The 20,667-nt window shown below is 45.8% G+C and carries 20 protein-coding genes; all 20 read right to left on the reverse strand.

Annotated elements, in window-relative coordinates; all coding sequences use genetic code 11:
- Positions 1–6 precede the first annotated feature (6 nt).
- Positions 7–528: a stage III sporulation protein AB gene (locus OCV77_RS05730; RefSeq protein WP_262574001.1), complete on the reverse strand. Its 522-nt coding sequence runs from the start codon at positions 526–528 to the stop codon at positions 7–9.
- Positions 518–1,453, reverse strand: a complete 936-nt coding sequence (spoIIIAA, locus tag OCV77_RS05735) for a stage III sporulation protein AA (protein WP_262574002.1) — start codon at positions 1,451–1,453, stop codon at positions 518–520. Before spoIIIAA ends, OCV77_RS05730 begins: the two co-directional genes overlap by 11 nt.
- Before the next feature lie 167 nt (positions 1,454–1,620).
- Positions 1,621–3,711: a polyribonucleotide nucleotidyltransferase gene (locus tag OCV77_RS05740; protein ID WP_262574003.1), complete on the reverse strand. Its 2,091-nt coding sequence runs from the start codon at positions 3,709–3,711 to the stop codon at positions 1,621–1,623.
- Between the two features lie 155 nt (positions 3,712–3,866).
- Positions 3,867–4,133, reverse strand: a complete 267-nt coding sequence (gene rpsO, locus OCV77_RS05745; RefSeq protein ID WP_118797839.1) for a 30S ribosomal protein S15 — start codon at positions 4,131–4,133, stop codon at positions 3,867–3,869.
- 181 nt (positions 4,134–4,314) lie between these two features.
- Positions 4,315–5,334, reverse strand: coding sequence for a C40 family peptidase (locus tag OCV77_RS05750; protein WP_262574004.1), 1,020 nt, complete (start codon positions 5,332–5,334; stop codon positions 4,315–4,317).
- 80 nt (positions 5,335–5,414) lie between these two features.
- Positions 5,415–6,350: a bifunctional riboflavin kinase/FAD synthetase gene (locus OCV77_RS05755; protein WP_118797838.1), complete on the reverse strand. Its 936-nt coding sequence runs from the start codon at positions 6,348–6,350 to the stop codon at positions 5,415–5,417.
- 15 nt (positions 6,351–6,365) lie between these two features.
- Positions 6,366–7,295, reverse strand: a complete 930-nt coding sequence (gene truB / locus OCV77_RS05760) for a tRNA pseudouridine(55) synthase TruB (RefSeq protein WP_262574005.1) — start codon at positions 7,293–7,295, stop codon at positions 6,366–6,368.
- Positions 7,296–7,301: 6 nt separating this feature from the next.
- Positions 7,302–8,288 carry a DHH family phosphoesterase gene (locus OCV77_RS05765; RefSeq protein ID WP_118797836.1) on the reverse strand — a complete coding sequence of 329 codons (987 nt, stop codon included), beginning with the start codon at positions 8,286–8,288 and terminating at the stop codon, positions 7,302–7,304.
- Positions 8,275–8,655 carry a 30S ribosome-binding factor RbfA gene (gene rbfA, locus OCV77_RS05770; RefSeq protein ID WP_118797835.1) on the reverse strand — a complete coding sequence of 127 codons (381 nt, stop codon included), beginning with the start codon at positions 8,653–8,655 and terminating at the stop codon, positions 8,275–8,277. Before rbfA ends, OCV77_RS05765 begins: the two co-directional genes overlap by 14 nt.
- Complete coding sequence (gene infB / locus OCV77_RS05775) at positions 8,652–11,489, reverse strand: translation initiation factor IF-2 (protein ID WP_262574008.1); 2,838 nt, start codon at positions 11,487–11,489, stop codon at positions 8,652–8,654. Before infB ends, rbfA begins: the two co-directional genes overlap by 4 nt.
- Before the next feature lie 18 nt (positions 11,490–11,507).
- Positions 11,508–11,810, reverse strand: a complete 303-nt coding sequence (locus tag OCV77_RS05780) for a L7Ae/L30e/S12e/Gadd45 family ribosomal protein (protein WP_317246620.1) — start codon at positions 11,808–11,810, stop codon at positions 11,508–11,510.
- Positions 11,803–12,072, reverse strand: coding sequence for an RNase P modulator RnpM (rnpM, locus tag OCV77_RS05785; protein WP_317246621.1), 270 nt, complete (start codon positions 12,070–12,072; stop codon positions 11,803–11,805). The genes OCV77_RS05780 and rnpM overlap by 8 nt, the downstream gene beginning before the upstream one ends.
- Before the next feature lie 14 nt (positions 12,073–12,086).
- The gene (gene nusA, locus OCV77_RS05790; protein ID WP_262574010.1) at positions 12,087–13,226 is read right to left on the reverse strand and encodes a transcription termination factor NusA; all 1,140 of its coding nucleotides are present in this window, start codon (positions 13,224–13,226) and stop codon (positions 12,087–12,089) included.
- A gap of 18 nt (positions 13,227–13,244) precedes the next feature.
- Complete coding sequence (locus OCV77_RS05795) at positions 13,245–13,709, reverse strand: ribosome maturation factor RimP (RefSeq protein ID WP_118797830.1); 465 nt, start codon at positions 13,707–13,709, stop codon at positions 13,245–13,247.
- Between the two features lie 128 nt (positions 13,710–13,837).
- Positions 13,838–14,791, reverse strand: coding sequence for a CPBP family intramembrane glutamic endopeptidase (locus OCV77_RS05800; RefSeq protein WP_262574011.1), 954 nt, complete (start codon positions 14,789–14,791; stop codon positions 13,838–13,840).
- Between the two features lie 11 nt (positions 14,792–14,802).
- Positions 14,803–16,113, reverse strand: a complete 1,311-nt coding sequence (locus tag OCV77_RS05805; protein ID WP_118797828.1) for a UDP-glucose dehydrogenase family protein — start codon at positions 16,111–16,113, stop codon at positions 14,803–14,805.
- Positions 16,114–16,205: 92 nt separating this feature from the next.
- Positions 16,206–17,519 carry a sugar phosphate nucleotidyltransferase gene (locus OCV77_RS05810; RefSeq protein ID WP_262574012.1) on the reverse strand — a complete coding sequence of 438 codons (1,314 nt, stop codon included), beginning with the start codon at positions 17,517–17,519 and terminating at the stop codon, positions 16,206–16,208.
- 1 nt (position 17,520) lies between these two features.
- Complete coding sequence (locus OCV77_RS05815) at positions 17,521–18,759, reverse strand: deoxyguanosinetriphosphate triphosphohydrolase family protein (protein ID WP_262574013.1); 1,239 nt, start codon at positions 18,757–18,759, stop codon at positions 17,521–17,523.
- A gap of 73 nt (positions 18,760–18,832) precedes the next feature.
- Complete coding sequence (locus OCV77_RS05820) at positions 18,833–19,234, reverse strand: PAS domain-containing protein (RefSeq protein ID WP_262574015.1); 402 nt, start codon at positions 19,232–19,234, stop codon at positions 18,833–18,835.
- 33 nt (positions 19,235–19,267) lie between these two features.
- Entirely contained in the window at positions 19,268–20,656 is a 1,389-nt protein-coding gene (locus OCV77_RS05825; protein WP_262574016.1) for an ATP-binding protein, read from the reverse strand.
- Positions 20,657–20,667: the final 11 nt, after the last annotated feature.

Consider the following 20,667-nt stretch of genomic DNA (forward strand, 5'->3'; position numbering starts at 1 on the left):
CTCCTGTCACAGCAAAACGATCACAAGAAACAGTCCTGCTGCAATTCCAAGGCTCATTATAATTCTGTTCTTACTCTTAAGCTCCTCCTCACACTGTTGTATCTCACGATCCATATCCCTTATGTACCGGTCTATCGCTCTTGCCTGTCCTCTGTATTCGTTTTCTGTAAATCCGTCCGGAAAGGAAAACAGGATCTGTTTCTGGTTCCCGGACAAATGATAAGAAGCAAGCGCCTTTTCCATCTCCTTCTGCCAGAGCTCCCTGATTGTTTCCCCCTGTTCCATCGTAAGCCTGCCAGCAGCTTCCCTCAGCGCACCTGAAAGCGGTTCCTTTATTTTTTCTGACAGATTTTTGAAAATTTCAGGAAGCGGTAATGCTGTATAGTCAATCTCTCCCTGGATCAGACAAAACATTTCCCTGATCTCCTTCAGCAGCAGAATCTGGTTTTTCCTACCCATACAGATTTCGGCTGTAAATCCGATCGATCCTGTCAGCAGTCCGAATACCCCAAGAATTTTACCTATCATATCCTTCCCCATCCCGTTTCAGAATAGAAAAAGGTTCTCCTTCCCTCCCACGCCTTTCAAGAAGTACCACACAGTCAAACAGTGTCTCCGGTATTCCCCTCTCCTTCATTTCTTCCATACAGCTTCCATGCATGGTAGCGATCACACTGCAGCCGCATCTGATGATTTCCAGGATCGCATCTGCATCCCTTTTGCCCCCGATCTCATCTACTGCGATCACCTCCGGTGCCATGGATCTTACAAGAAGCAGCATACCAAGACTTTTCGGGCAGGAATCCAGTATGTCTGTCCGAAGTCCCAGATCATTTCCCGGTATCCCCATATAGGAGCCGGCAATTTCGGATCTTTCGTCTACAACTGCCACCTGCCTCCCCCTGTGTGCCCCGCCGCCATAGGACAGCTGCCGGATCATATCCCGGAGCACCGTTGTCTTGCCGCTTAACGGAGGTCCGATCAGAATTGTGTTCAGTATCCTTCCCTTTTCATAAAGATATGGCATCAGCAGACCGGCAGCTCCCGGAATTTCATGGGAAATCCTGATATTGGCATAGCTGATATATTTCATATTTTTTATACCTCCATCCTCCTTCAGGATAACCTGTCCTGCGATCCCGATCCGGTGCCCGCCGGGAACCGTGAGAAATCCCTGCCGTATATCCTCTTCGTAGGCATACCGGGAATAGCTGCAGACATGATCCAGAAACTGCGCCATTTCCTTTTCCTGCAGGATCCAGCAGTCTTCTGCTATGATCCTTGTCAGCTTTCCGGTATTCCTAAGGAAAAATTCCCCTTCCTCCATAATGACACGTACCGGTCTTCCTACTGCAAATCTGATTTCCTGCAGACCTTCTGCTTTTTCCGCAGCCATTCTGAACCGTCCCCTGACCGCCTGCGGAAAAATATGTAAAATCTCCTCTGCGTTCATCTTGTCCTCCTTTTCCTATATCTCAGTATATGAAAAAGCCCCGGATATATGACAGACAGATAAATGATCCGGCTGACTTTCTGCCAAAGGAGTGCAAAAAAGCCGGCAGGTTTTTACCCTGCCGGCAGTTTCGTATTTCTTTATTTATAATGTTTTCTGATAATTCTTTACTGCTGTGCTACATCCTTCATGGAGAAGCTCATTCTGCCCATCTTATCCTTGCCAAGGCATACAACAGTTACCCTGTCTCCTAAGGTAAGAACATCTTCTACACGATTAATTCTTTCCTTGGCGATCTTGGAAATGTGAACCATTCCTTCCTTGCCGGGTGCGAACTCAACGAATGCACCAAACTCCTTGATGCTGACAACAACACCCGTGAAGATCTGCCCTTCCTGATAATCTGTCACAATGGTCTTGATATACTCAAGCGCCTTTGCCATCATGTCAGGATCAGTTCCGCATACAGATACCTTACCTTCATCAGTAATGTCGATCTTAACGCCGGTTCTGGCGATAATCTCATTGATGGTCTTTCCTCTCTGTCCAACAACATCACCGATCTTCTCAGGATCGATCTGCAGGGAAATGATCTTCGGTGCATAAGGACCAACCTCCTTACGGGGCTCTGCGATCGCTTTCTTCATGCAATTATCCATGATAAAGAGTCTTGCTTCACGGCATCTTGCAATAGCGCCCTCTACGATCGCTCTTGTCAGTCCGTGGATCTTGATATCCATCTGGATCGCAGTAATACCTTCTGTAGTACCTGTCACCTTAAAGTCCATATCTCCAAAGAAGTCTTCAAGTCCCTGGATATCTGTCAGAAGCACAAAATCATCATCGCTCTCACCTGTAACAAGTCCACAGGAAATACCTGCAACCATCTTCCTGATCGGTACACCAGCAGCCATCAGTGACATACAGGATGCACAGGTAGATGCCATAGATGTAGAACCGTTGGATTCAAAGGTCTCAGATACTGTACGGATCGCATAAGGGAACTCATCCTCAGAAGGAAGCACAGGGATCAGTGCTCTCTCTGCCAGTGCACCATGTCCGATCTCTCTTCTTCCGGGTCCTCTGGAAACCTTGGTCTCACCTACAGAATATGCAGGGAAGTTATAATGGTGCATGTAACGCTTGCTTACTTCATTTTCATCAAGTCCATCGATCTTCTGCTGTTCTGACAAAGGAGCAAGAGTACATACATTACAGATCTGTGTCTGTCCTCTTGTGAACATTGCAGAGCCATGAACTCTGGGGATAATATCAACTTCTGCTGCAAGAGGTCTGATCTGTGTGATCTCACGTCCATCAGGACGCTTGTGATCCTTAAGGATCATCTTGCGGACAGTCTTCTTCTCATACTGATAGATTGCATCAGGAAGAAGGGCAAGCCATTCTTCGTTCTCTGCAAAAGCTTCTTCCAGCTTCTCAGTGATCACTCTGATATTCTCTTCACGAACCTGCTTTTCATCTGTAAATACAGCTTCTTCCATTTCTTCAGGAGTTACGACCTCCCTGATCGCTGCAAACAGCTCTTCCGGAACTGCACAGCTCTCATAAGTATGCTTTGGCTTTCCAACCTCAGCAACGATCTTATCAATAAACTCAATGATCGTCTGGTTGATCTCATGAGCCTTGTAGATTGCTTCGATCATAGTAGCTTCCGGAATCTCATTGGCTCCTGCTTCGATCATGATCACCTTTTCTCTGGTGGAGGCAACTGTCAGGTTCAGATTTCCCTTCTTCCACTGCTCCTGGCTTGGGTTGATAACGAATTCTCCGTCTATCATGCCAACCTGAGTCATAGCACAGGGTCCATCAAAAGGAATATCGGAAATGCAGGTTGCTATTGCAGCACCAAGCATGGCAACAAGCTCGGGACGGCATGCAGGATCTACACTCATAACCATATTATTCAGAGTAACATCATTTCTGTAATCCTTGGGAAACAGAGGACGCATGGGTCTGTCAATAACACGGCTTGTCAGAATCGCATTCTCACTTGCCTTTCCTTCTCTCTTATTAAAGCCTCCGGGAATTTTACCTACGGCATAAAGCTTCTCTTCATATTCTACACTAAGTGGGAAGAAATCAATTCCATCCCTTGGTTTCTCAGATGCTGTTGCAGTGGATAATACGGTAGTATCACCATAATGCATGAATGCGCATCCGTTTGCCTGCTTGCCTACACGGTTGACATCAACACTGAGTGTACGTCCGGCAAGTTCCATTGAAAACGTCTTGTACATAATCTTCTCCTTTTCTCTCTTCATCCTTACCAGCCGGTACAGACCCCTGTTCCGGCCATATGCATAACAGCTCCATGCTTCCATGGCAAACCTGCTGCATGAATTAAAAGGCGGAGAAACCGAATCTCTTCAGCGCTCCGCCTTAAAAACCGATATTACTTTCTTAATCCCAGTTTTTCGATCAGTGCACGGTATCTGTTGATATCTTTCTTCTTCAGATAATCCAGCAGACCACGTCTCTGACCAACCATCTTGAACATACCTCTTCTGGAGTGGTTATCCTTGGGATGCTGCTTTAAATGCTCAGTAAGCTCCTGAATTCTTGCAGTCAGAACTGCAACCTGTACTTCAGGTGATCCTGTATCGTTCTCACAGGTAGCATACTCTTTCATAATCGCGGTTTTCTTTTCCTTTGAAATCATTGATTTCTCCTCCTTATTCTTAAACCGCCACAGACTAAACCAGGGTTGGAGTTTCCACAAGTTGGGTCCGGGCTCAATTCATACGTTTGAATGATAGCACATTTTTTGCTGACTGTAAAGTGAAAATTTATTGATATCCAGCTCGATATCCGCCCCGGTATTCCAGCTGTCATTCCGCCTTTTATGCCTGCAGAACACGTACCATTTTGGCAGGTGTCCGATAATTGTAATTAGATATTTTAATCCCCGTCTTTGGACTGCTGGCATGGATCACCTGTCCGCCTCCGATATAAATAGCCACATGATTGATCCTTCCTCCCTTGGCATAGAAGATCAGATCTCCCGGCAGAAGCTCATCTGCTGAGATCTTTTTGCCGCTGTTTGACTGAGTTACAGAAGAATGAGCCAGACTGACCCCGTACTTCTTGAAAATACTCATGACAAATCCGGAGCAGTCTGCCCCCTTTGTCAGGCTGGTGCCGCCCCATACATAGGGATTCCCCAGAAACTGCTTGGCATACTGGCAGAGCTCCACTCTCACGTCAGATACGCCCTGTCCATAAAGAAGCTCTGTCATAGTGACTGCTGTTACAAGATCTGACTTCACATCCACATAATCACCGGAAACGTACACCTCTTCATCATCCAGGAATACCTTGATCCAGCCATTCTCCATGATCTCGGAGATCTCCAGCTCTTCTCCCTTTGCCACCTGTGTTACCACTTCTGCCGCTGTATCAGGCTCTTCCCTGATATTCAGAGCATCTGCTGAAGAAACAGCCACTGTCTTTGCTGTCTCCTTTGCCTTTTTCTCCGCCTGATAACCTGAAAGCAGATATTCCGTCTTCACATAGCCTTCTACCTTTCCTGACTTTATATAAGTCCAGTCTCCCTCTTCCTTCAGTATCTCACATGCGGCTTCCTTGGGAAGCTTTCCGACCAGTTTTCCATTTTCATCAGGCTCCTGACGCACGTTCAGATTATTCTCTTCCACGTTGCAGATCCCAAGCTCCGTATATCCCCATCTGGTGCCTTCTGCTTCCTTTGCGATTTTTTTGTACTGATCCTCTGTCAACTCGCTGGAAAACAGATCCCCTACTCCCGCTGTCAGGAGTTCTTCTGCATTTACCGTCATGACGGGCTCCAGAAGCATACCAGCCATGCAGAGAGCTGCGACTCCATTTATTACTTTCCTATTCAAAAAACATTCCTCCAGATATCACTTTGTTACAAAATCATTACAAATTTGCAACAACACTATAACAAATTATATATTATCTGTCAAATATACTGCACTGGCAATTTGTGGTATATTCTTCCCGCTGCAATATCCTTTTCCATCTGTGCTTTCAGCTCTTCCACACTGCCAAACCTCTGCTCCGGTCTTTTAAAATGAAGAAGTGCCGTCCGGATCTCTTTTCCATACATATCTTCTTTGAAATCATAAAGATAGGTTTCCACACTGATCAGAGACGTATTATTCACCGTTGGTTTGTGTCCGATATTGGTAATACCCGGATATTCCCTTCCATCCCAGAAGACCATGGAATAATATACTCCCCTTGGCGGCAGAAGCTTATCCTTCTCCGGATAAAGATTTAAGGTCGGCATCCCAAGTCTTCTTCCAAGCCGTTTTCCTTCTTCCACCACGCCTGAAACCTCATATGCACTGCCAAGCAGCTCAGCTGCCATCTCCATGTGTCCCTGTTCGATCTCCTCACGGACATAGGATGAGCTGATCTCTCTGCCATCCTTTCTGATCTTATCTACGATATCCACCTCATAGCCAAAGGTATCTGCCATCTTCTGCAGCAGCTCCTGATTTCCCTGTCCCCGGTACCCGAAGGACAGATCTGTTCCCGCTGCTACATAAGCTGCATGAAGCTGCCCGCAAAGAATCTCTTCAATAAATTTCTCCGGACTGATAGCAGCAGTTTCCGCAGTCAGTGGAAATTCCACCAGCACATCTATCCCCAGTTCTGCAAAGATCTGCCTTTTTTCCCTTCTGGTCGTCAGCTGTCCTTCTCCTGATTTTCCAAAGAAAACAGAAGCCGGCGGATCAAAGGTAAATACGACAGACCTCCTGCCGTTCTCCCTTTCCTTCAGAATATGGGAAAGCAGCAGTCTGTGTCCTTCATGGATGCCATCGAACTTTCCAATTGCTACTGCACTTTTTCCTTCTATTTCAAACGCTGTTGTGCCTTGAATAATCTGCATATCATACCGGCCTTTCTATTCCGGGAAAAACATCTTCACAGGACAGTACAGTCCCTTTTCTTCTATATATTCATAAACGCCGTAGAACCTGTCATCCAGCCCGTGGATCCGCACCCGGTATCCCGATGCCTCTTCCGTTTTTACTGCCGCAGCCTTTTCTGTTCCCGCTGCTTCCAGCTCCGACTTTTTGAGCTGGTTTCCATTCAGCAGTGCTTTCATGCCCGCTTCCTCCACATGCATGACAGGAAGATGCGAAAACACCTCTTCTACCGGAAGAACGGCTTCTGAAAGCCTTCCTTCATCCGAAAGCTGCTGCAGCTTTGCAAGTGGATAAGCCTGTCCGATCTGAAAGCTTCCTACCCTGGTCCTTGTCAGAGATGCCATGGCTCCGCCGCAAAGAAGTGCCTGTCCGATATCATGGCAGAGAGTACGGATATAGGTTCCTTTAGAACAGCTCACCCGGATTGTGATCTCCGGCAGCTCCTCCTTAAGAATCTCGATCTCATGGATGGTAATGGGTCTTGCTGCCCGCTCCACTTCTTTTCCTTCCCTCGCCAGCTCATACAGCTTCTTTCCATTCACCTTCAGGGCAGAATACATGGGTGGAATCTGCAGCTGATCCCCCTGAAAAGAGAAAATGACCTCTCTGATCTGTTCCTCTGTCACAGTGACCGGATGCTCTTCCAGTATCGTTCCTGTCAGGTCCTGTGTATCTGTCACTACTCCAAGCTTAAGTACAGCCACATATTCTTTGGTTTTATCTGTCAGCATATCACAGAGCTTTGTTGCTGACCCAAGACAAACAGGAAGAACCCCCACCGCTTCCGGGTCAAGGGTTCCTGTATGTCCGATCTTTTTCTGTTTGCAAATGCCACGCAGCTTTGCCACTACGTCATGAGAAGTAAAGCCCTTCTCCTTATATACATTGATAATTCCGTGGTACATATTTTCTCACTCTGCTTCTTTTTTATCTGCGTTTTCCTCAAACTGCAGTGCAATCTGCGCGGAAAGATTGTTCACAATATCATGAAACGTTCCCTGCATGGTCACACCGGCTGCCCGGATGTGTCCGCCACCTCCAAAGAAGGCTGCTACTCTTGCTACATCTATGATCCCGGCTGACCGCAGGCTCACCTTATACTCCAAAGTCCCCGTCTGATACATAAAGATAGCACATTCTACACCTCTGGTATTACGGAGCTGGCTTACAATACCCTCCAGATCATGGGAATCTGCATTATAAAATGCCATGGTCTTTTTATCGATCATGCTGACCACACATCTGCCATCCATAAAGAGAATGCTTTCCAGGAGCGCCCTTCCCAGGATCTGATTCTGGATATAGGTCTTCTCATAAAAGGTACTGCTGATCAGTGCCGGGAAATCAAACCCATATGAGATCAGATGAGATGCGGTCTGCAAGGTCTTTGGTGATGTATTGGAATACTGGAACACACCAGTATCGTGTATGATCCCTATGTAAAGCGCCTTTGCAATCTCTGCATCCAGCTCTTCCTTCCGGATCACATCATAGACCAGTTCACTGGCTGAGCTTGCTGTCGGGATCACATAATTTACATCCCCACAGCCATTTTCATTGCTGATATGATGATCGATATTGATCCTCTTTCCTGCCTGATCAAAAAATTTCTCTGCTTCACCCAGCCTGCTTTTTTCACAGTCCAGTGCGATAAACACATCATATGGTTCCTGCTGCCCGGAAAAGGTACTGTCAATCTCATCAAAGCCGCTGATACAGGAAAAAATATCTCCCGGCTTCTCCAGCATTACCTGTACCCTTGCCCCACTGCACTTCTTTTTCAGATAAAGATATAATCCAAGGCAGGAACCGACACAGTCCCCATCAGGGCGGATATGTCCGCTGATCCCAATGGTCTTTGCGGCTTTTACTTCTTCATAAATATCAATTACTTTCATGTTGCCCTTCTTCGTCCTTTTTGATGACATCATCAATCAGTTTGGACATCCTGACACCGTAAGCAATGGATTCGTCCACGATAAACCGGATCTCCGGTGTATTCCGAAGATTGATCTCCTTTGCAAGACGGCTTCTGATATATCCTTCGGCACTGTTCAGCCCGGCAAGAGTATCTTCCCTTGCCTTTTCATCTCCATACACGCTGATCCATGCCTTACAGGTCTTCAGATCCGGTGCCACCTCTACGGAAAGCACAGAGGTAAGCGGGCTGATCCTTGGATCCTTGATGCCACCTCTGATGATCTCGGCAAGAACCCGCTGCACCTCACCATTGATCCTTGTATTTTTCATGCTGTTCTTTCTCACCTTGGAACCTCCACCATAATATAGGCTTCCACGATATCAAGCTCCTGCATCTGATCAAAGCCCTCGAACACGAGACCACATTCGAATCCTGCCTTGACCTCCTTCACATCATCCTTGAATCTCTTCAGGGACTTCAGCTCGCCTTCATAGATCTGTTCCCCTTCTCTGGTGATACGAACCTTACAGTCTCTTCTGAACTCACCGTCAAGAACATAGGATCCTGCAATATTTCCAACTGCTGATGCCTTGAAGATCTGTCTTACTTCCGCATGACCGATCACCTTCTCCTCGTAAACAGGATCCAGCATACCCTTCATGGCAGCTTCGATATCTTCGATTGCCTGATAGATTACTCTGTAAAGTCTGATATCTACGCCTTCTCTTTCCGCAATGGTCTTCGCCATGGCATCCGGACGTACATTAAATCCGATGATGATCGCTGAGGATGCACTTGCCAGGGAAACATCGGATTCATTGATGGCACCAACGCCGCCATGGATGCACTTTACAACAACCTCTTCATTGGAAAGCTTCATCAGACTCTGCTTTACTGCTTCTACACTACCCTGGACATCTGCCTTCACGATAATGTTCAGCTCCTTCAGATTGCCTGCCTGGATCTGGCTGAACAGATCATCCAGGGACATCTTGGCCTTCGTTTCTTCCAGCTTCTTCACCTTGTTCTGTGCAAGGTACGTCTCTGCATAGGACTTCGCTACCTTATCACTCTCATGTGCGATAAATACTTCACCTGCACTTGGTACATCAGAAAGACCCAGGATCTCAACTGGTGTGGAAGGCAGTGCTTCCTTCACTCTTCTGCCCTTATCATCTACCATGGCTCTTACCTTGCCATGAGTCGCTCCTGCAGAAATAAAGTCTCCTACATGAAGGGTACCCTTCTGTACCAGAACTGTTGCCACAGGTCCGCGTCCCTTGTCAAGCTCTGCTTCGATCACAAGACCTCTTGCACGTCTGTGAGGATTTGCCTTCAGCTCCATGATCTCTGCTGTCAGAAGGATTGTTTCAAGCAGGGTATCAATTCCCTCCCCGGACTTGGCTGAAACGGGCACAAACTCTGTGCTTCCGCCCCAGTCTACAGGGATCAGCTCATATTCTGTCATTTCCTGCTTTACTTTATCAATATTGGCACCAGGCTTATCGATCTTGTTGACTGCAACAATGATCTCAATACCGGCTGCCTTGGCATGGTTGATCGCCTCTACCGTCTGAGGCATAACACCGTCATCTGCTGCTACTACCAGAATAGCGATATCCGTGGAGTTTGCACCTCTCATACGCATTGCTGTAAAGGCCTCATGTCCCGGTGTATCCAGGAAGGTAATGCTCTGACCCTTTACATTTACAGTATACGCACCGATGTGCTGTGTAATACCACCTGCTTCCTTATCTGTTACATTGGTCTTACGGATGGCATCAAGAAGTGATGTCTTACCATGGTCAACGTGACCCATAACGCAGATAACCGGAGGTCTTCTCTCCAGATCCTCTTCCTTCTCCTCATCCTCCTTCAGAAGCTCCTCGATCACATCTACCTTGACCTCCTGCTCACAGATAATATCATAATCAATGGCAATGTTCTCAGCTTCCTCGTAGGAGATCTCTGTATTAACAGTCACGATCTGTCCCTGCAGGAACAGCTTCTTGATGATCGCAGAAGGCTGCAGCTTCATCTTATCCGCCAGATCCTTAATCGTAAGGGATTCCGGCAGAGTGATCACCTTGATCTGCTCCTCCGGCTCTTCCTGCTTTTTCTCAGGCTTGATAAATCTGCCGGCTTTGTTCTTATTCTTCAGTGCAGTTTCGTCCTCTTCGTACATGAAGTCCTTCTTGGACTTCTTGTCACGCTCCTGGCTGTTCCTACGCTTTTCTTCATCTCTATGCTTCTCGGCATCCTTAATCGGGGTATCTGCCATGAAACCTTTACCCTGTCTTTCAGGCTTTTTAAATCGATTGTCCTGCCCGCCATTGCTTCTTTCAGGACGTCCGTTACTTCCCGAAGGTCTGCTGCCATTTGAAGGAGCGCCATCCCTGCGGAAATCGTTCCTGCCGCCCGCATTATTCGGGCGATTGCCTGAAAAGCTTCCTCTGCCGTCATTTCTCTGCGGTCTCTGCTCCTGTGATCTTTCATTTCTCTGATATCTTTCCTCTCTGCCCTGTTGTCTGGCAGGTGCCTGTTCCCTTGACTGCTGATTCTGATTCGGTGTCTGTCTCTGACCCTGATTCTGGGAAGGGGCAGGTCTTCTCTGCGCGCTCTCTGCTGCAGCAGCCTCAGCTTCTCTTCTTGCCTGATTTCTGGCTGCATTTCTCTCTTCTTCCATTCTCCTTGCATTCTGCTTGAAGTCCGGTTTCATGGTATCGGGCATGGAAGGTGCAGTCAGAGGCTTGATGATCCTGTGATGGGTTTCCTGCGCAGGTCTGTTCTGGCGGTTTCCGCCATTGTTTCCCTGTCTGCCATTGCCGCCCTGCCCCGGTCTGTTATTACCCGGTCTCTGAGAGGAAAAATTATTACTGCCATTATTGTTGCTGACAATAATGATCTTCTTTTTCTTCTTCGGAGCTTCCTCTGTGCCCTGATCCCTTGCCGGTGCTGTCTGTGCCTTTGCATTTTCTTCCTTCACGGGAGCTGCTTTCTTTTCTTCTGTTTTTCCTGTATCTGCCCCAAAGCTCTTTCTCACGAGTGCCACGGTATCCTCCTCCAGTGTACTCTGAGGTGCTTTGGCTTCTATTCCCTGCTCCTGCAGAAATGCAAGGATCTCCTTGCTCTGCTTCTGCAGTTCTTTTGCTAATTCATGCACTTTCATTTTGGCCATTCTACTACCTCCGTCTCATTACCTTTCTTCCAAATGTCCGATTATGTTTGCTGCCATTCCGGCATCTGTTACTGCAAGAGATGCCCTCATTTCCCTGCCTATTGCCTTTCCGAGCTCTTCCTTTGTGGCATAGAAGAAAACCGGTATCTTCCGGTAATTACACATATCACGGAAATGCTTCTTCGTATTCTCCGAGGCATCCTCTGATACGATCACGACCTTCGCCGTTCCTTCCTTTATCGCTTTTTCTGCCAAAAATTCTCCACTGACCAGATTTCTTCCCTTTGCGGAAAGTGACAGCAGGGATAAGATCCTATCCATTCTCTTCATCAAACTCCTTTTCCAGGCTGTCATAAACTTCATTTGGAATACTCATTTTAAAGGAGCGTTCCAGTCCTTTATTTTTTCTGGCTTTCTGAAGGCATTCCTTCGATATGCAAAGATATGCGCCTCTGCCATTTTTCTTGCCTGTTTTGTCAAGCACGGTTTCTCCCTCCGGTGTACGAAGAACCCGCATCATTTCCTTCTTGTTCTTCATCTCACCACAGCCAACACACTGTCTTACCGGAATTTTTTTCGCCATGCAAATACTCCTTCCTATTCCTGTGTGCTGTCAGACTCCTCTGCATATCCCTCTTCATATTCTTCATCGTCATATTCATCATATTCGTCCATATAATCTTCATAACGGAAGCCGGGAGCATCCTTTGCCTGGGTCTCACTCTTAATATCTATCTTATAGCCTGTCAGTCTTGCTGCCAGCCTTGCATTCTGTCCTTCCTTACCAATTGCAAGGGAAAGCTGATAATCCGGAACAACTACCTTGGCTGTCTTCTCATCAGGATCTGCAAATACTGCCACGATCTTAGCCGGTGAAAGTGCATTCTGAATCAGATTACCAGGATTCTCATCCCAGTTGATGATATCGATCTTTTCTCCACGCAGCTCATCTACAATGGAATTTACTCTTGCACCGTTGATACCTACGCAGGCACCTACCGCATCTACATTGGGATTATTGGAACGTACTGCCATCTTAGTCCTGCTTCCTGCTTCCCTGGCAATGCTCATGATCTCTACAGTTCCGTCCTTGATCTCAGTTACCTCTGCCTCAAATAGTCTCTTTACCAGCTCAGGATGGGTACGGCTCACCAGGATCCTCGGTCCCTTAGGTGTATTCTTTACTTCAAGGATGTAAACCTTGATTCTCTCGGTAGGCTTGAATACCTCGCCCTTTACCTGCTCACTCTCATTCAGGATACCGTCTGCCTTACCAAGATTGATACTGATATTTCTTCCTACATAACGCTGTACAATACCGGTAACAACATCCTTTTCCTTCTCATAATACTGATTATAGATCACGCTTCTTTCTTCCTCGCGGATCTTCTGCAGGATCACATTCTTTGCATTCTGGGTAGCAATACGTCCAAACTCCTTGGACTTGATCTCTACGTGGATCATATCACCGATCTTGGCATCTGCCTTGATCTTCTGTGCATCCTCAAGAGAGATCTGCAGACAGTCATCTTCTACCTCTTCCACTACTTCCTTTTCTGCATAACAGAGGAAATCACAGGTATCTCTGTCAATCTCTACCTTGATATTATCTGCCTTTCCGAAATGGTTCTTGCAGGCTGTCAGAAGTGAATTCTCGATTGCCTCAAACAGTGTCTCCTTGCTGATCTCCTTTTCTTTTTCCAGAATGTCCAGTGCTTCCATTAATTCCTTGTTCATTTTCTTATCCTTTCCTCGCTAAAAATCAAATGCCAGTTTTATTACGGCAATATCTTTTCTGTCAAACTGCAGTTCCTCTTCCTCATTCTGTATTGTCACTGTACTGCCATCGAAGCCCTTCAGGATCCCTTCAAACTCACGGCTTCCGTTTACCGGCTTATAGGTCTTAAGCTCTACCTTATCTCCCAGGCTTCTCTGAAGATGTTTATCCTTCTTCAGTACCCTTCCAAGTCCGGGACTGCTTACCTCCAGGATATAGGCATCCTCTACGAAATCCTCTCTGTCAAGGGCATCGGACAGCTCCCGGCTCACAGCCTCACAGTCATTGATACTGACGCCGCCCTCCCTGTCAATATATGCTCGAAGATACCATTCACTTCCTTCCTTCACATACTCCACATCATAGATCTCCACATGATTCTTTTCTGCGATGGGAAGAAGAAGCGCTTCTGTCTTTGATTCATAATTTTCCTTCTTGGACATCTCTCTTCCTCTCCTGTATTTTCATTACACACGGCAGTAAAAAAGTGGACTCTCGCAAGTCCACTTAAAACTGTAATCATTTAACAACATCTGCATTGTAGCACTCCTGTCTACAAATTGCAAGGGTTTTACAAATCTTTTACCTGTTCCTTTGTTGATTTTGCGGCTTTTTCCTCCTGATCCAGCTGATACAGAAGTACCCCGGCCATGATCAGGATAAACAGACCTCCAATGAAGCCAAGCGGCATAGGTCCAAGGAATACATTGTAAGGATGTGCTAAAGAAGTAAAGTATACTCCTATCATGGAAAAACCATTGATCATTCCATGTCCAAGAATGGAAGGAATACAACTTCCCGTCTTGATCTCTGTGTAGGAAAAGATCGTACCCACTGCCATGCAGAATACGCACATTGCGAGGATTCCGGTCACCGGATATCCTGCATAACCGATTCCATAATTATAGCCGGTCAGAGCAATCAGTGGTGCATGCCAAAGTCCCCAGATCGCACCATCCAGAAGTACCGCTGGTACCACCGGCATACATTTCAAAAGCTTCGGAAGCAGATAGCCCCGCCAGCCCCACTCTTCACCAAAGCAGTTCACAAGATTGACAAGCGGTGACAATACCACTCCGATCAGAAGCTGAAAGAACATGTACTGCCAGAGCTGTCCTGTCGTATAGGTATTTCCATCCTGTGCAGTAAGCAATGCCCCGATATAACCAAGGTTACTGTCAAACTGTTCCCGGAAGATCAGGAAATACAGGATAGCACCAAGAAGGATCATTCCGGCAAGTCCCGGCCAGACCAGCATATAATATTTCTGGTTGCCCTTCCACTTAAATGCCAGATGCAGCTCCTTAATGGCAAAGCCTTCCTTCGTCAGCAGCCTTGTCAGCGCCACACTGACCGCCGGCACAAACATCACCGCTGCGATCAGGCTCTGTGCCATCATGGCTCTGCTTGCATCCCCGCTTCCCGCCATAGGTGCTATAAAAACAATCTCTATTACATAAGTGATCAGGAATGTAATTGCAAGAAACAGAAAAATCCGTTTTTCATCCAGCTTATCTCTTTCCATATGCCTGCCCTCTATCGTCCGATACTGTAATACTCAACACCTGCTGCCTTCATAGCCTCCGGTGCATAAAGATTACGTCCATCATATACCAGTGGTGTATGCATCATTTTCTTATAATCTGCCGGTGTCAGCTCCTTCATTTCCTTCCACTCGGTAAACACAAAGCAGATATTGGCTCCTTCCAGTGCTTCCTCCGGGGAGGACACATAATTCATGGTTCCCTTATCCAGCTTTCCTTCCGGGAAAAGAGTCTTTGCCCTTGCCTCCCCCTTGGGATCATACGCATAGATGTCAGCACCGTTCTGTAACAGCAGTCTGATATTGTCAATGGAAGGTGCTTCTCTTAAATCGTCTGTTCCGGCCTTAAAGGTAAGTCCAAGGACTGCTGCCTTAAGTCCGCTGAAGGAGATCATTCTGTCCTTTGCCTTTTCAAACAGTCTGGTCTTCTGGTCACTGTTCACTGCCACGCAGGCTTCCACCGTCCGAAGCTGGTAGCCATGCTCTCTTGCCAGGAATTTCAGTGCCTTGGTATCCTTGGGGAAGCAGCTTCCGCCATAGCCGATACCGGCATTCAGGAAACGGGAACCGATCCTTTCATCATAACGCATGCCTTCTGCCACATCCTTGATATCTGCACCAACCAGCTCACAGAGATTGGCAATATCATTCATATAGGAAATCTTAAGTGCCAGAAAATCATTGCAGGCATACTTGATCATCTCTGCTGATCTTCTCTTGACAGATACAATGGGAAGTCCGAACGGCTCATAGATCTTCTTCAGCAGCTCTTCTGCCTTTTTGCTCTCTGTACCGATGATGATCCTTGCTGCATGAAGAGTATCATGGACTGCAGTTCCCTGTGCCAGGAACTCCGGATTGGAAGCAACCTCCACTTCCACATTATGGACAAGGAAATCCTTGATAAACTGCTCTACCTTGTCATTGGTTCCTACAGGTACTGTGGACTTCACAACAACAAGACAGTCCTTCTCCACAGATTCTGCAATCTGCCTGGATACAGTGGCAATGTAGCTTAAATTGGCACTGCCATCCGGCATTTCCGGCGTGCCGACACCGATAAAAATAACATCTGCATCCTTATAAGCTGCTACATGATCAGTGGTAAAGTGCAGCGTTCCTCTTGCATTGTTTTTCTGCATCAGTTCTTCCAGTCCGTCCTCATAAATAGGCGAAATCCCCTGACGCATCATTTCTATTTTCTTCTCATCTACATCTACGCAGGTAACATCATAACCTTTCTCTGCAAAGCATACACCTGCTACCAGTCCTACATATCCGGTTCCTGCTACTGCTATCTTCATTTTATTCTTACCTTTCTTATCCCTGCCTTCGCAGTGGTATTCTATCTTTTCTTTTTATATTACCTCAAACTGTACTGTCTTGCAAATTCTTCTCAGGGCATCGGATACTTGATCTTGTCCTGTACGGTAATATCCCTTCCAAGCTGTGACTCAATGACCTTAAGCTCTGTATCTGCAATAATGGTATGCCTGCAGCCTGCCGGCATATAAAGCACATCACCCGGTTTTACCGTCTGCTCCCTGCCATCCAGGATCGCCTTTCCGTTTCCTGCGATCACATTCCAGATCTCATTTCTGTGCTCATGGCTGTGATAGTTCATCTTATGCCCAGGATTCAGTATGACCTTGATCGTCATACTTTCTTCTTCTACATCCAGTACCCGGAAGCTTCCCCAGGACTTTTCTGCAAACATGATCTGCTGACTGATCTTATCCACAAATGGTTTGATATAACTGGACTGTTCCTTATCTGAAACAAGGATTCCCTCCGCACTGGCAGACACGACCATATTTTTCAGTCCCATACAGAGTACCGGCACATCCAGTTCATTCACGACATGGACATTCTCACAGCTTTCATTCAGCATGACCTCTCCGATACTTGGCTCTTCCATAGCCTCTGTCAGGGTGTTCCAGGTTCCCATATCCTTCCACTGACCGCCAAAACGCAGCACCTGGATATCCGGTTCCTTTTCCACCACAGCATAATCAAAGCTGATCTTATTCAGATCCTTATAACCGTCAAACAGCTTCTGATAATCAGAAAAACCGATCAGTTCTTCCGTTTTCTTAAGCACATAGGAAAGTCTGTAAGCGAATACGCCTCCATTCCAAAGTGCCCCCTGGCTTAGGTATTCTTTTGCCTTCTGCAGATCCGGCTTTTCCTTAAAGGCAACTACAGGACTGACCTCTTCCTTATCCCCCGGGATGATATATCCATATTTTTCACTTGGGTAAGTGGGTTCTATTCCCATCAGTACCAGATTCGAGCTTCCTTCCTTTGCCATATCGGAAAGACGCTTTACTGCTGCAAAATAATCTTCATTCACATAAGGGTCTACCGGACATACTACTACAGAATCATCCCTGGATACACCAAGCACATCATGCAGATATGCCGTTGCCAGGGCAATGGCCGGAAAGGTATCTCTTCTCGTAGGCTCCACACAGACGTTGACATTTTCCGAAAGCTGATTATGAATCGCTGATACCTGTGTCTTTGAGGTAGCGATCGTTACTGTAGCTGTCTCATCCATAGCCCTGATCTGCCGGTATACCCGCTGAACCATGGATTCATAGTCTCCATTTTCTGTCTTAAAGATCTTAATAAACTGTTTGGATCTGATATCATTGGACAGGGGCCACAGACGCTTTCCACTGCCTCCTGACAATAAAATAATATTCAATCTAAATTTCCCCCTTCATCTTCTTCTCGTGGTCAAAATAACCCACATAGCTGACCTGATACCTGCCCTTCGGGAACAGATAATGATAGAGGTCAATAAAATAATCATCCGTCATGCTCGCCATATAATCCACTACGATATCATTGGCATCCTCTGCCTCATAGGCTGCAAAATCCGCATAATAATGGGTCATATCATACAGATAATCCATGTGATGAGTAAAGATCACAGAGCTTCTGTCCTTCTTTTCATAATCGGAAAGAAGCTTCTCATAAATATCACGGAACATGGGACTGATCTGCTCCCGGTAAACAGCTTCCAGCTTCTCATTTCCATAGATCCGTCTGTAATTCTCTTTTTTACTTCCCTTCAGTGCCTCGAAATACTGATCATCCATCTTCAGATAATTCTGTCCGTAGCTGTTCTCCATGATATTGACAGAAATATTATTGATGATCTCCGCATTGGTCGTTCCGATACTGCTGATTTCATAGTCAGGGTCTTCTTCAAACAGGCCAAGCTTCATGGCATCCTGTCTGTCCTTGCCAAGGTATGCGATAATATCAGATACCCTCACAACACATCCTTCCAGAGTGGACGGCACCAGCCTCTTCACCGCTTCCGTATCGGTATAGCACTGCTCCATCTTCTGATCAAACAGTGCAAAATCCTCATAAGGCACCGGCCTGTATTCCTTCAGCTCCAGTTCTCCGTTGTGACAGATCACACCATCCAGTGTCTGCAGGCTGATATTTAAAGGAAAGATTCTGTCGATCACCCTTGCACTCTGGATATTATGGTTAAAGTACCGTCCCGTATGTGCATGATAAAGATCATTCAGCATCCGTTCACCGGCATGGCCAAACGGAGTATGTCCGATATCATGTGCCAGGGCAATGGCTTCGATCAGATCCTGGTTCAGATTCAGGACTCTTCCAATATTTCTGGCAATCCTGGCTACTAACTGTACATGCTGGGAACGCCTTGAAATATCGTCATTTTTATATAAAGAAAAAACCTGTGTCTTATCTGCATACCGGTTGTAATAGGGAATATGCATGATCTTTTCACAGTCCCTGACAAAAGCAGGCCGCCAGAGATTGGCTCTGTCATGATCTGGTCTTCTTCTGATCACCCTTTCATCCGGAAATGCGTAAGGATTCTCCACATGATTTTTCCGATCCTCCAGAATCCTCTCCTGCAACTCCATGGAAAGACTGTCGTACTTTTTTTTCTGCATGCACACGCTCCTTTTTCTGTAGACTTTCAACTATGTCTATCGTATCATTATGCAGTTTTTTTGTAAACATACCTTACCACAAGTCGTATTGCTTCATGGTTTCTGCATTTCGATATTCATGCTTCTCATAATATCCGATCAGCTTTCCCTCTTCCCTGAGCGCCACCATATAAACGTCTTTATTCTGTTTTTCATTATGGAAGGTATAGACTATATTGTGGCTTTCGTCTGCTGCAAACCAGTCCATTACCTGCTTTATTTTCTCCCTTGATTCAGGATTATGACATTCCAGAAGGCTTCGTCCAATCAGCTTATCTCCACCATATTTGGCATAGCTGGCAGCTGCTGCCGGATTCATGTATATGATCTCATGCTTTAAGCTGCAGATCACAACAGATGCTCTGTCCTGATCTATAATGCTTTTATAAAAAGCGACATAGGCTTTCATCATCTCTGTTCTCCCATTCTCTTCCATATATCTGCTGTCCCTTAGAATTCTACTGCTTTGTTACTCTTTTACATTCCAACTGCCAGTTTTCTTTGAACCAGCTCTTTCCAGTCGACCCAATTCAGATAACTCTTTGATCGTTCTCTGAACAGTGCTTCTCGACAAAGAGGTTAGCTCAATAATTTCTTTTTGTGTAATTGTTGGATTATTGCGCAGTATATCAAGCAATGTTTTCTGATTATCAGTTAAAGCTTCATTTAATACCTCATTTAAAGCTTCATCACTTGATGCTTTAAAATTCAGATTCGGAAGCTTTACTGTAAATTCCACTCGATTGGATCGGAAGGTTGGTTCTAAACCCCGTTGATAATTTGCAGCATTTTCGTATGCAGTGCAGATTTTACTTAAACCACTGCCTTGACGTTCCATATATCCAAGGCGGGCAAAAATATCGGCAAGGATAGGATTCCTTCTGGTGGATGGAATATCGTCAATGTCACGTTCCTGAATCTGTGTGCCGTCAGGCATTCCGCCTGGAGAATAGATTACCAAACGGTCATCAAATATATCCACATGAACCTCGCTGCCATTAATCAGATAATCCCTGTGGATCAAGGCATTTACCAAAGCTTCAAAAACACTTCTTTCACAATAATCCGGCATTTCAATTCTGGAATTTGGAGTTTTCTTCCAAAGAGTTTTCATGTTACGCTTTACAAAGCTCATGCCTTCATTCAGAAGAATAATAAGACTGCCATTATACTCAGCACTGTCTAAAGCATCAACCTGTCCGCCACTTTTATCCTGTCCATTCCATCTTGTGCAGAAAAGGCGAGACCAACGAATAGGTGTATCATCAGCAAGTAAGGCTCCTGCATTAGTAAGATGTCCATGTGCATCTTTAATACCGAAAGATTCAAAACCTTTCTCAGTCATGCTGTTTCCGGTCCAGGATTTATAGCGTTCTCTTAATTTGCTGAAAGAAAAATCCTCATAGTTGTACGGGGACATCAATGAATCATACGATGAGTTTCTACCACGCATAACCAAACGCTTCAGTTCAGTCGCATCAGCAGCAACACTTTCATTGCCAATACGAATGTAAGCTTCCGTCATGCCATCACCAGTGTAATAATAAGGTGTTTCTGCTCCTGCCGGAACATGAAGCAATAATAGTTCTTTTCCGTCTTCTGCTTTATGAAGCGTCATTATAGCTTCTGGAAATGGCGAAATTCTCTCCTTGATTTTCTGACTGACGAATTCGGAATCAGATTTAATATTCTCCAGACCAACAATGTCTTCGTCATCAGTAATCCCAAAGATTAGAGTTCCACCTGTTGTATTCGCAAAAGCACTGACACTTTTAAGCCAGCTTTTCACTTTCTTATGCTCAACTGCCTGTTTTTTGTCATATTCTGTTGCTTCTCCAAGAAGATCCTTTATCTTCATGTTCAGTCCTC

The sequence above is a fragment of the Suilimivivens aceti genome, assembly GCF_025567405.1.
GTDB classification, from domain to species: domain Bacteria; phylum Bacillota; class Clostridia; order Lachnospirales; family Lachnospiraceae; genus Suilimivivens; species Suilimivivens aceti.

Bases quoted from the DNA above. Each gene is read 5' to 3' on its own strand.
- OCV77_RS05730 (WP_262574001.1), bottom strand. From the start codon at position 528: ATGATAGGTAAAATTCTTGGGGTATTCGGACTGCTGACAGGATCGATC.
- spoIIIAA (WP_262574002.1), bottom strand. From the start codon at position 1,453: ATGAACGCAGAGGAGATTTTACATATTTTTCCGCAGGCGGTCAGGGGA.
- OCV77_RS05740 (WP_262574003.1), bottom strand. From the start codon at position 3,711: ATGTACAAGACGTTTTCAATGGAACTTGCCGGACGTACACTCAGTGTT.
- rpsO (WP_118797839.1), bottom strand. From the start codon at position 4,133: ATGATTTCAAAGGAAAAGAAAACCGCGATTATGAAAGAGTATGCTACC.
- OCV77_RS05755 (WP_118797838.1), bottom strand. From the start codon at position 6,350: ATGCAGATTATTCAAGGCACAACAGCGTTTGAAATAGAAGGAAAAAGT.
- truB (WP_262574005.1), bottom strand. From the start codon at position 7,295: ATGTACCACGGAATTATCAATGTATATAAGGAGAAGGGCTTTACTTCT.
- OCV77_RS05765 (WP_118797836.1), bottom strand. From the start codon at position 8,288: ATGAAAGTAATTGATATTTATGAAGAAGTAAAAGCCGCAAAGACCATT.
- infB (WP_262574008.1), bottom strand. From the start codon at position 11,489: ATGGCCAAAATGAAAGTGCATGAATTAGCAAAAGAACTGCAGAAGCAG.
- OCV77_RS05780 (WP_317246620.1), bottom strand. From the start codon at position 11,810: ATGGATAGGATCTTATCCCTGCTGTCACTTTCCGCAAAGGGAAGAAAT.
- rnpM (WP_317246621.1), bottom strand. From the start codon at position 12,072: ATGGCGAAAAAAATTCCGGTAAGACAGTGTGTTGGCTGTGGTGAGATG.
- nusA (WP_262574010.1), bottom strand. From the start codon at position 13,226: ATGAACAAGGAATTAATGGAAGCACTGGACATTCTGGAAAAAGAAAAG.
- OCV77_RS05795 (WP_118797830.1), bottom strand. From the start codon at position 13,709: ATGTCCAAGAAGGAAAATTATGAATCAAAGACAGAAGCGCTTCTTCTT.
- OCV77_RS05800 (WP_262574011.1), bottom strand. From the start codon at position 14,791: ATGGAAAGAGATAAGCTGGATGAAAAACGGATTTTTCTGTTTCTTGCA.
- OCV77_RS05805 (WP_118797828.1), bottom strand. From the start codon at position 16,113: ATGAAGATAGCAGTAGCAGGAACCGGATATGTAGGACTGGTAGCAGGT.
- OCV77_RS05815 (WP_262574013.1), bottom strand. From the start codon at position 18,759: ATGCAGAAAAAAAAGTACGACAGTCTTTCCATGGAGTTGCAGGAGAGG.
- OCV77_RS05820 (WP_262574015.1), bottom strand. From the start codon at position 19,234: ATGGAAGAGAATGGGAGAACAGAGATGATGAAAGCCTATGTCGCTTTT.
- OCV77_RS05825 (WP_262574016.1), bottom strand. From the start codon at position 20,656: ATGAAGATAAAGGATCTTCTTGGAGAAGCAACAGAATATGACAAAAAA.